Raw genomic sequence first — 10,776 nt, 5'->3', positions numbered from 1 at the left:
TGCAGGGACGGCCGGCCGCGGACGCGGCGCTCTGCTCGCCGGATCGTTTCGGCCCTGCGACGAGCGGCGTCGCAGGGCCGAGCGGGCGGAGAGCCTCAGATCGTCGCGGCGTCGATCACGAACCGGTACCGGACATCACTGTTCAGCACTCGCTCGTACGCCTCGTTGATCTCGGACGCGCCGATCAGTTCGATCTCCGCGCCGAATCCGTGCTCCGCGCAGAAGTCCAGCATGTCCTGGGTCTCCTGGATGCCGCCGATACCGGAGCCCGAGAGGGACTTTCGGCCACCGATCAGGGAGAAGAGGTTGACGGATATGGGCTCCTCCGGGGCGCCGACGTTCACCAGCGCACCGTCCGTCTTGAGGAGGGAGAGGTAGGCACCGAAGTCGAGCGGCGCGGACACCGTGGACAGGATGATGTCGAACGTGCCGCGCAGCTCCTCGAAGGTCTTCGGGTCGCTGGTGGCGTAGTAGTGGTCGGCGCCGAGCTTCAGCCCGTCGTCCTGCTTGCGCAGGGACTGCGAGAGAACGGTCACCTCCGCACCGAGCGCGTGCGCGATCTTGACGCCCATGTGTCCGAGGCCGCCCATGCCGAGGACGGCGACCTTCTTCCCGGGACCGGCGTTCCAGTGCTTCAGCGGGGAGTACGTGGTGATACCCGCGCAGAGCAGCGGCGCGGCCTCGTCCAGCGACAGGCCGTCGGGGATGCGGAGGGTGTAGTTCTCGTCCACGACGATGTGCGTGGAGTAGCCGCCGTAGGTGGGGTCGCCGTTCTTGTCCAGAGCGTTGTACGTGCCGGTGTTGCCCTTGGCGCAGTACTGCTCGAGGCCGGCCTTGCAGTTGTCGCACTCGCGGCAGGAGTCGACCATGCAGCCGACGCCCACACGGTCGCCCACGGCGAACTTGGTCACGCCGGAGCCGGTTTCCGTGACGATGCCGGCGATCTCGTGCCCGGGCACCATCGGGAAGATGCCCTCGCCCCAGCCGTCACGGGCCTGGTGGATGTCGGAATGGCAGATTCCGGCGAACTTGACGTCGATCAGGACATCGAACTCGCCGACCGCGCGACGCTCGATGGTGGTGCGCTCGAGCGGAGCCTTGGCGGAAGGAGCGGCGTACGCAGCGACTGTGGTCATGTGGGGAATGCTCCTTAAGGAGTGGTCCTGCGCCCGGCAGCTTTCCATCCGGGCACGGCCTCCAGCCTGCCCCACCTCATGGCATTCACCCAGGCCACAGTTGTACCTACGTCCAGTGGTCCTACTACTGGCGGGGTCAGGATGGTGTGCGTACGACCGTGGATACTGGACCTATGGAGCAGCAGCCTGTACCCGAGCGGCGTCCCGTCGGTGACCTCGGCCCCGGTGGCGGCACGGGGCCCGCCCTCGACCGGCGGGCCGAGCTCAGCGAGTTCCTGCGCAGTCGGCGTGCCCGGCTGAAGCCGGAGGATGTGGGTCTGCCCGATTTCGGGCGGCACCGCCGCGTCCCGGGGCTGCGCCGCGAGGAGCTGGCTCAGCTGGCCGGAGTGTCCGTGGCGTATTACACACGTCTGGAACAGGGCAACGGGCAGAACGTGTCCGGGGAGGTGCTGGGCGCGATCGCGTCCGCGCTGAGGCTGACGGACGCCGAGCAGGCGCATCTCACTCACCTCGCGAAGCCCAAGCGGCACAGGAAGAAGCCGTCGGCGCGGCAGCAGCGGGTGCGTGGGACCCTCTGCCATCTGCTCGACACCATGGACGGCGTTCCCGCGTACGTCGTCGGGCGGCGCTCCGAGATCCTGGCCTGGAACCGGATGGCCGCGGCGGTCTTCGGCGACTGGTCACAGCTGCCGCCGCAGGAGCGGAACTGGGCGCGGCTGGTGTTCCTGGACCCGGAGTACCGGGAGCTGTTCCTGGAATGGGACCAGAAGGCGTCGGACATCGTCAGCTACCTGCGGATGGACGCGGGCTGCCATCCCGACGACCCTCGTCTTTCCGCGCTGATCGGTGAGCTGTCCGTGAAGAGCGAGGAGTTCCGTCGGCTGTGGGCCAGGCACGACGTCAAGGAGAAGAGCCACGGCGTCAAGCGGCTGCATCACCCGCTGGTGGGTGAGCTGTCGCTCTCCTTCGAGACGTTCGCCCTGCCCGACGACGCGGAACAGTCGGTGGTCGCCTATCACGCGGAGCCGGGCTCCGCGTCCGCCGAGGCACTCCGGCTGCTCGCGAGCTGGGGCACGGACGCCACGCGGGCGGGCACGTCCGCTTCCGGGAGGAAGTAGACCGGAGCGTTCCGTCAGCCGCCGGCATTCTTCAGGTGTGATCCGGCGGCGGTCCGATCGGCCGTGTACCGCCCCGGACCAGCCTGTACGCTGCGGGGATGCAGTCGTCCGCCTCTTCCTCCTCCGCTCGGTCCGGCCATGGCGCGGCCCCCGCCCAGCGTGGGCTCCTGACGGAACGGATCGCGCGGGAACTCGAGCACGACATCCGGTCCGGCGAGATTCCAGTCGGGACGAAGCTCCCCTCGGAGCGGGAGCTCGCGGCTCAGTTCGGCGCCAGCAGGAACGTCGTGCGCGAGGTTCTGCGGCGACTCGAGGCCCAGCACCTGATCGAGGTCGCACCGGGTCGTGGTTCCTTCGTGCGCGAGCAGACCTCGGGGCAGGCCAGGGGGTACGACGCGCTGTACCGGGCCGGCCGGCCCACCGTTCGGCAGCTGATCGAAGCCCGGCTGCCGCTCGAGGTCGAAACGGTGCGCCTGGCGACCGAGCACGCGACGGACGAGGACATCGAGGCGTTGAGGTCCGCGCGGGACACCCTTGAGTCGGCGACCGATGTCGTCGTCAAGGCCCGGGCCGACATGGCTTTCCACGACGCCATCGCCGAGGCGAGCAGGAATCCGGTTCTGCGGATCATGCTCTCGTCGATCAGCGGGATGATGTTCGAGATGATGCTGCGCTCCAACTCCGACCCCTCGATCGGCGAGCCCGGTGTTCCGCACCACCCTGAGATCTTCGAGGCGATCGAGGCGCGTGACGCGGACCTGGCCTGTGAACGGATGCGGGAGCACTTGATGCTCGGTCTGCGCACCTACGGGAAGGATCTCGACATCCAGGTCGACATCATGGCGCGCAACCACATCGAGGCGCTGCTGGACGAGACCGGGAACCGGTACGGCGCCGGCAGGACAGGCGAGTAGCGCCCGGAACCACGGCCCTGACCAGGCTGTATCCCCCGCCCCGCGTCCCGGCAGATTTCGCGGGCGCCTTGCCGAATCCGGCCCGCGAAAAGGCTGTTCGGCGCGCCTCTCTCCTGCTAACGTCCCTCTGGTTCAACTGGTCCTACCAGTTGGGCCAGACGGATGGGAGCTCCCTGGGAGGCAATACGCCCTCAGGTGAGCACGACGCACGACAGCGCAGAGAGACGAGGACAACGATGTCCACGAGCAGCCAGCTCCTCAGCCGGCGCTCCTTCGGCAGGCTGGCGGCGGGAGTCGCGGGAGCTGCCGGGATGGGGGCGCTCGGCGCGTGTACGACCGGGGGTGGACGGCCCTCCGCCGACACCCCCTTGCGGATCATGGCGATCAACCACGTGTGGTCCCAGGCGATCCGGCGCCGGACGAAGGAGTTCGAGGAGCGCATCGGGCGGCGGGTCTCCATGACCCTGCTCACCGCGGACCAGCTGGCGAGCAGCTACAACGTGAAGCTCAACGCCTCGGGCACCGACGTGGACGTCATGATGGTCCGCGCGCTCCAGGAGCAGTTGCTCTTCGCGCACAACGGATGGCTGGCCGACCTGAGTGACCGCGTCGCACAGGACGAGGAGTTCGCCTGGCCGGACTTCCAGAAGGCTCCGCGCGAGGCCTCCTTGTCGGGGGGCAAGGTATTGAGCGTCCCCGTGGTGACCGAGCGCCCGGCGCTGTACTACCGCAAGGACCTCGTGGAGGACCTCGGCGGACCGCCGTCCACCCTGGAGCAGCTGATGGCTGCCGCCCAGGAACTCACCGACAAGAAGAAGGGCTTCTACGGCTACGTCGGCAGAGGCCAGCGCAGCGGCGCCGTATCCCAGTGGTCCAGCTTCCTGTACTCGCACGGCGGGGACTTCGTCGTGCGGGGCAAGTCCGGCATCGGCACACCCGAGGCTCTCGCCGCGTACGAGTACTACGGCAGGCTTCTGGCGAGGACCGGGCCGCCCGGCGCCACCAACATGAGCCTCGAACAAGCCATGCCGATCTTCGCGCAGGGCAAGGCCGCCTTCTACATCGACGCCGACGCGATCTACAGCAGCTTCCTCGACCCGCAGATGTCGACCGTGCGCGAGACCGTCGGCTTTGCTCCCTTCCCGGCCGGACCGGCCGGCGCCCGGCCGCACAACATCCCGTCCTGGAGCCTCGGCATCAGCAAGTTCAGTCTGCTGCGCGACGATGCCTGGGAGTTCATCAGGTGGGCCGCGGGTCCCGAGGTGACCGCCGACCTCCAGAAGGACGGCATCCCCGGCGCGCGTACCTCGGTGTGGTCCGACCCCGAATCCCTGGCCTCCTTCCCGCCGGATCTCGCCGAGGCCATGAGGCTCAACGCGGAGCGCGGTCTGGGCTACGACAGGCCCCGCGTCCTGCAGGTCGGCCGGGCCCGGGACATCGTCGGGCGGCCTCTGGTCGCGGGCATCCTCGGCAACGACGTACGGCCTGTGGCTCGTGACGCCGATGCGGAGTTCGCCGGTTTCCTCGTCCGCGACAACCGCCACAAGGAGTCCTGATGGCCACTACAGAGGTCTCCCCGGCCCGCCCCGCCGCCGCGTCCGGCACAGGTCCGGCCCCCGCGCGCCGTCCCCGCACCTTCGAACAGGCCAACCGGCGGCTGAAGTGGGCGATGCTCGCCCCGGCCCTGCTGTTCGTCGGCCTGATGATCGTCTTCCCGCTGGTCTACACCGTCAACCTCAGCCTGACCGACGCCTTCGGCGCGGTGAATGCGGGCAAGGAGCACGTCGGCCTGCAGAACTTCACGGACGCCCTCGGCGACACCCGCCGGTTCTGGCCCGCCGCGCAGCGCACACTGGTCTTCACCGTCGGAGCGGTGGTCCTGGAGACGGTCCTCGGTCTCGCCCTGGCGATGCTCATGCGCAAGCCGTTCCGGGGCATGCGGTGGGTGCGTACGGTCCTGATCATCCCGTTGCTCACCACACCGGTGGCCATCGGCATCCTCTGGCTGCTGATCCTCGACCCCACCAACGGCATAGCCAACCACCTGCTCGCCGGAGTGGGGCTGCCCCGGCAGGAGTTCCTCGGCTCCGTCAGCCAGTCGCTGCCGACTCTCATGCTCATCGACGTCTGGCAGTGGACGCCCATGATGACCCTGCTGCTGCTCGCCGGGCTGACCACGCTGCCCGAGGAGCCGGAAGAGGCGGCCCGCGTCGACGGGGCGAACGGCTGGCAGAGGTTCCGGCACGTCGTGCTGCCCATGCTCGGACCGACGCTCGCCACCGCCCTGGTGCTGCGCGCCGTGGACGCCCTCAAGACCTTCGACATCCTCTACGCCACCAAGGGTGCGGGCGGCGGCTCGGACTTCGAGGTGGAGACCCTGAACGTCTACGCCTACGGGCTCACCTTCGACTACCAGGAGTACGGCCTGGCCGCCGCCGTCCTGGTCCTGTTCACGCTCTTCATCATCGGCGTCGTGGTGCTGCTGCGCCGCCGGGGCGGAAGGAAGACCGCATGAGTGCCACTGTCACCCCCGCCCCCGTCCCGGCACACCTGCGCCGACGCACAGTCCGGTCATGGCTGCGCGGCATCGCCATCGCCGTCGTGACGCTCGTCTTCGCTCTCCCCCTGGTGTGGATGTTCGCCGCCGCGTTCAAGACGAACGTCCAGGTGACCGATCCGTCCGTGGGCCTGTGGTTCAGCCCCACCCTCGAGAACTTCCGGAACATCGTGGAGGCCGGGCAGATCCTGCGGTCCATGGGCAACTCGCTGCTGGTCGGCGTGGTCTCCACCGTGCTCTCCGCGGTCATCGCGGTGCCGGCCGCCTGGGCGGTCGGACGGTTCGACATGCACCGCACCGGATCGCTGATCCTGGTCGCACGCATCGTGCCGGCGATCTCACTGCTCGTCCCCTGGTACTACCTGTTCGCGCAGATGGGCCTCGTCGGCTCCTACACCGTGCTGATCCTCAGCCAGATGTTCGTCTCCGTTCCCCTCATCATGTGGATCATGATCAGCTTCTTCGCCGGCCTGCCGGTCGAACTGGAGGAAGCCGCGCGCACCGACGGGCTGAGCGCCTTCGGAGCCTTCTGGCGCATCGCCCTGCCCCTCGCGGCCCCCGGCACGGCGACCGCCTCGCTGCTCGCCTTCGTCTTCAGCTGGAACAACTTCATGTTCGCGCTGATCTTCGCCGACGACCGCACCCAGACCGTGCCGGTGACCCTCTTCAACTTCATCTCGTACGCGAGCACCGACTGGGGCGGACTGATGGCCGCCGCGACGCTCATCACCGTCCCCGTCGTCCTGGCCGCCGTCCTCGGACAGAAATACCTGGTGGCCGGCTTGACCTCCGGCGCCACCAAGGGCTGAACGACCCTCACCACCGCATTCGGAAGAAAGTACCCCCATGAAAATTGTCGACGCGAAGGTCCTCGTCACCAGCCCCGGCCGTAACTTCGTCACCCTCAAACTGACGACCGACGAGGGACTCACCGGCCTCGGCGACGCCACGCTCAACGGGCGGGAACTGGCCGTGGTCAGCTATCTCGAGGACCACGTGGTGCCCCTCCTCATGGGCCTCGACCCGCACCGCATCGAGGACACCTGGCAGTCCCTGTACAGGGGTGCCTACTGGCGGCGCGGGCCGGTGACGATGGCTGCCATCGCCGCGGTCGACGTCGCGCTGTGGGACATCAAGGCGAAGGCCGCCGGGCTCCCGCTCTACCAGCTTCTCGGCGGCGCCAGCCGGGACCGCGTGGGAACCTACGGCCATGCCAACGGCCGTGACATCCCCGAACTCCTCGATTCGGTCCGGGCCCGCCTCTCCGAGGGTTACCCAGCCGTCCGCGTACAGTCCGGCATTCCCGGACTGAAGGCGGTCTACGGCGTGTCGAGCACGGACGACAGCGGCTCACCCGTGCTGCACCAGCAGGCCCGGCCTCTGGTGGAGGACTGGGACACCGACGCCTATCTGCGTCACATGCCGAACGTACTGGAGGCCGTGCGCGCCGAGTTCGGCCCCGAACTGCCCCTCCTGCACGACGCGCACCACCGGCTCACCCCCATCCAGGCCGCCCGCCTCGGCAAGGACCTGGAGCCGTACCACCTCTTCTGGCTCGAGGACTGCACGCCCGCGGAGAATCAGGAGGCTCTGCGCACGGTCCGCCGCCACACCACCACGCCGCTGGCCATCGGCGAGGTCTTCAACACGGTCCATGACTACCAGGCCCTGATCACCGAGCAGTTGATCGACTACGTCCGTTCCGCCGTCACCCACTTCGGAGGGGTGACTCCCCTGCGCAAGCTCTTCGACTTCGCCGCGCAGTACCAGATCAAGAGCGCGATACACGGGCCGGAGGACATCTCCCCCGTCGGCATGGCGGCCGCCGTCCACCTCGACCTCGCCGTACACAACTTCGGTATCCAGGAGTACTCGGGCCACACCCCGCTCACCGAGGAGGTGTTCCCTCACGCGTACACCTTCGAGGACGGCTACCTGCACCCGGGCGAGGCACCGGGCATCGGGGTGGATCTCGACGAGGACCTGGCAGCGGCACACCCCTACGAAGCGGCGTACCTCCCGGTCAACCGGCTGCATGACGGATCGGTCCACGACTGGTGACCTGCCCTGCGACTACGGGGTAGCACTCCCCCGCCGTCGGTCGCGCGGTCTGGCCCGGCTCTGCGCGCGACCGGCGGAGTCGGGGCCGGACGGGCGGGGAGCACCGGCAGGACGCCCCCAGGGCACTCCGTCAGCCAGGAAGCGGAATACGGTGCAGTTCGACTCCGGTGAGCCGGGCGCCGGAGACCTCAGCGGTCATGTACGTGCAGTACGGCTGCCGGCGCCTGTCGGTCGGCGAGCCCGGATTGAGCAGTCGCAGCCCGCCGGGAGCGGTGGTGTCCCACGGAATGTGGCTGTGGCCGAACACCAGGACGTCGAGATCGGGAAAGCGATCCGCACAACGCTTCTCACGCCCCTGAGAGGCCCCCGTCTCGTGCACCACACCGAAGCGGAGCCCTTCGAACTCCACGCGTGCGACCTCTGTGAGCCTGGCTCGCAGCTCCGGCCCGTCGTTGTTGCCGAAGACGCCTACGAGGCGCCGTGCGCGAGCCTCGAACAGGTCCAGAGTCGCCGCGTCCACCCAGTCGCCGGCGTGGAGGACGGCATCGGCCGCGTCCATCTCCGCGAGGAGCGACGGGGGCAGTTGCTTGGCCCGCTTGGGCAGGTGCGTGTCCGATGTCAGCAGCAGTCGCACAGGCACACTCCCGGTAGTCGATGCAGCGGCCGGCACCGTTGGCCGGTTCACGATTCTCCGGCCATGAGCTGGGTGATCGCCACACAGGAACCACGAAACGGGGGGTGCTCCCCCGAGCGATTCCCGTACGCACCATGGACAACTCCGCACCCTGACGCTACGTTCTCCGATTGTTTGACAACGATGTCACGACGCCTCTCCCAAGGAGCAGTGATCGCCGATGGTGTCCCGGAGAACTCTTTTGCAGGCAGGCGGAGCGGCTCTCGCGGTCGGCGGGCTCGGGATCTCCCTGCCCGGACGGGCCGGCGCGGCCGAGGCCGGCGCCGCGCCTCTGCTGCCGTCCTTCGGCCGGCCCACCCGGCTCGACGTCGCCGACGTCAGCTCCCTCGGCGGAGACGATCAACTGCTGCTGACGACCCTTCAGGGTGTCGTCAACCGCCGCCGCCCACGCCTCTACTTCAACTTCGACACCGGCGACGTCGACTTCCGCTGGCTGCCCGGCACCGGCGCCTCCGTCACCCGTCACGACAACGCGCTGGACCTCGTCGCCCGCTACCGAGGCGAAGCACGCGGCGCGATCCTGCACGACCCCGACGTCCCGGACTCGGTGAACGTGGCGACCACGCTGGCCGGTCTGGAGAACGCGGTCGCCGCCACCGCCGAACAGGCCCGTGAGCACCGCCTGAAGACCGTCGTGGACCTGCGGGGCCGCTTCGACGCTGACGACGTGCTCGCCACGTACCGCTGGCAGCTGGACCATCTGTTCCCGCGCTGCGCACACACCCTGCTGGCCGGGCTGCCGCCCACTCGGACCGTACGGACGGAGGGTGTGCGCTGGCGCGAGATCGCGCGGGAGACCGAGCGCGTCCGCGACGCGTCGAACCGTGAGGTCCGCACCTTCGATCTGAGCGAGGAACTCTCCGGCGGGGACGGCGTCTATCTGCGCTTCCAGGACTCGCTCGGCGACGACGGCTGGGGAGCTTCGGTCGGTTCGGTCAAGGTGACGGCTGACGGCGACCAGGTGCTCGCCTCTTTCGCCCCCGGCACTCCCGCCGAAGCGCCGTACCTCTTCGACGGCTCCAACTCATCCATCGGCGCGAACGCCAACCGGTTCTGCGACGGCGGCGGGTCCTTCGTCTACCGCTTCACCCCGCCGGCCGGCACACGGCAACTCGCGGTCGAGGTCGACCTGTGGAACCAGTTCCTCGTGTCCGCCACCACCACAGCGCCCACCAGGGTCGAGCCGTTCCCGTACTTCCGGGACTACGCCGTCGCGAGCCGGGCCATGGTCGTCTGGCTGCCCCCGTCCGGGGAGACGGGCACGCTCCTCGACGAGATCTTCAGCCGGGTCCGGCCCACCACCCCCTACGCCGGCTGGTTCTCCAACGACGTGGCAGGAGAGTGGGGCGGCGTCGACCGGGCCTCCCAGCACGGCATCGAAGTGGTGCCCGCCGACTTCTACATGAACGGCACCGTGCACGCCGGTGTGCCTGCGAAGATCTCGGACAGGGTCCCGCCGAGGCCGAAGGCCTCGCTCCGCAACCGCGTCTACCTCACCCTCACCGTCGGCGAGGGCGACAACATCCAGTACTGCCAGCGCCGCATGCGGAACATCTGGGACGACCCGAAGAGGGGCCGGGTGCCCGTCAACTGGACCGTCAGCCCGCTGCTCGCGGACATCGGCCCCGCGCTGCTGGCGTACTACCAGAAGACCGCCACCGACAACGATCTGCTGATCGCGGGCCCCTCCGGCGCCGGCTACACCTACCCCGGTTCCTGGCCCGAGAGCGCCTTGGACGCGTACACCGAGCTGACCGGACGCTTTCTGCGCCGAACGGGCATGGACCTGGTCTACGCGTACAACCCCCGCAACGCGGCGGGCGACGGATGGATCCCGTTCGAGGAGCGCGTCGCCCGCTCGTACCGGGAGAACACCCCGCTGCGCGGCGTCATCCAGTCCTGGGAGACAGGAGACCTGCAGATACGTCCGGCCGGGATGCCTGTGATCGGCAACTTCTTTCCACAGGGCAAGGCCGCCGAATACCGGGACGGGCTGGTGCGTCACATCGAGGGCTGGGACGGCACCGCGCCGCTGTTCATCGCCGGCGCGATCAACGCCTGGAGCTGGACCCCCAGCGACATCGCCGAGCTCGGCGGCCTGCTGGGCGATCCGTTCGAAGTCGTCCGCGGCGACACCTTCTTCGACCTGGTGAACCAGGCGGGTCGAAGCGCTCCAAGTAGTGCCGCGGCGTCACGGCCGTAGGCTGCCGACGGGCCGGTGCAGGAGCCCTCGCTGACGCAGGTGGTCGCAGTCTGCACTCCGACCAGGCGTTCCGGTCGCCGACTGTGAGGAAGC

Annotated in this window: 9 protein-coding genes; 7 read left to right on the top strand and 2 right to left on the bottom strand. The window is 68.8% G+C overall.

The annotated features are described in order from the left end of the window. Positions 1 to 95: 95 nt before the first annotated feature. Positions 96 to 1,136 carry an NAD(P)-dependent alcohol dehydrogenase gene (locus ACFWFI_RS35390; protein WP_387398496.1) on the bottom strand — a complete coding sequence of 347 codons (1,041 nt, stop codon included), beginning with the start codon at positions 1,134 to 1,136 and terminating at the stop codon, positions 96 to 98. Positions 1,137 to 1,309: 173 nt separating this feature from the next. Here ACFWFI_RS35390 and ACFWFI_RS35385 point away from each other — a divergent pair, with 173 nt between their 5' ends. From ACFWFI_RS35385 to manD, 6 genes are all read left to right on the top strand, one after another. Then, a complete protein-coding gene (locus ACFWFI_RS35385) occupies positions 1,310 to 2,254 on the top strand; it encodes a helix-turn-helix transcriptional regulator (RefSeq protein WP_387398494.1) in 945 nt (314 codons plus the stop codon). 98 nt (positions 2,255 to 2,352) lie between these two features. Further along, positions 2,353 to 3,168, top strand: coding sequence for a FadR/GntR family transcriptional regulator (locus ACFWFI_RS35380; RefSeq protein WP_387398492.1), 816 nt, complete (start codon positions 2,353 to 2,355; stop codon positions 3,166 to 3,168). Positions 3,169 to 3,404: 236 nt separating this feature from the next. Next, complete coding sequence (locus tag ACFWFI_RS35375) at positions 3,405 to 4,724, top strand: ABC transporter substrate-binding protein (protein ID WP_387398490.1); 1,320 nt, start codon at positions 3,405 to 3,407, stop codon at positions 4,722 to 4,724. Next, entirely contained in the window at positions 4,724 to 5,683 is a 960-nt protein-coding gene (locus ACFWFI_RS35370; RefSeq protein ID WP_387398488.1) for a carbohydrate ABC transporter permease, read from the top strand. The genes ACFWFI_RS35375 and ACFWFI_RS35370 overlap by 1 nt, the downstream gene beginning before the upstream one ends. Then, entirely contained in the window at positions 5,680 to 6,534 is an 855-nt protein-coding gene (locus ACFWFI_RS35365) for a carbohydrate ABC transporter permease (RefSeq protein ID WP_387398486.1), read from the top strand. The genes ACFWFI_RS35370 and ACFWFI_RS35365 overlap by 4 nt, the downstream gene beginning before the upstream one ends. Before the next feature lie 37 nt (positions 6,535 to 6,571). Continuing rightward, positions 6,572 to 7,786, top strand: coding sequence for a D-mannonate dehydratase ManD (manD, locus tag ACFWFI_RS35360; RefSeq protein WP_387398484.1), 1,215 nt, complete (start codon positions 6,572 to 6,574; stop codon positions 7,784 to 7,786). A 130-nt stretch (positions 7,787 to 7,916) separates the two neighbouring features. Here manD and ACFWFI_RS35355 read toward each other — a convergent pair whose 3' ends face one another. Continuing rightward, the gene (locus ACFWFI_RS35355; protein ID WP_387398482.1) at positions 7,917 to 8,420 is read right to left on the bottom strand and encodes a metallophosphoesterase family protein; all 504 of its coding nucleotides are present in this window, start codon (positions 8,418 to 8,420) and stop codon (positions 7,917 to 7,919) included. A 220-nt stretch (positions 8,421 to 8,640) separates the two neighbouring features. Here ACFWFI_RS35355 and ACFWFI_RS35350 point away from each other — a divergent pair, with 220 nt between their 5' ends. Next, a complete protein-coding gene (locus tag ACFWFI_RS35350; protein ID WP_387398479.1) occupies positions 8,641 to 10,683 on the top strand; it encodes a GxGYxYP domain-containing protein in 2,043 nt (680 codons plus the stop codon). Positions 10,684 to 10,776 lie beyond the last annotated feature (93 nt).

Source organism: Streptomyces sp. NPDC060209, assembly GCF_042728155.1.
Classification (GTDB): Bacteria; Actinomycetota; Actinomycetes; order Streptomycetales; family Streptomycetaceae; genus Streptomyces.
The sequence above is the reverse complement of the archived record's forward strand: the minus strand, read 5'-3'. Positions and strand labels throughout refer to the sequence as shown.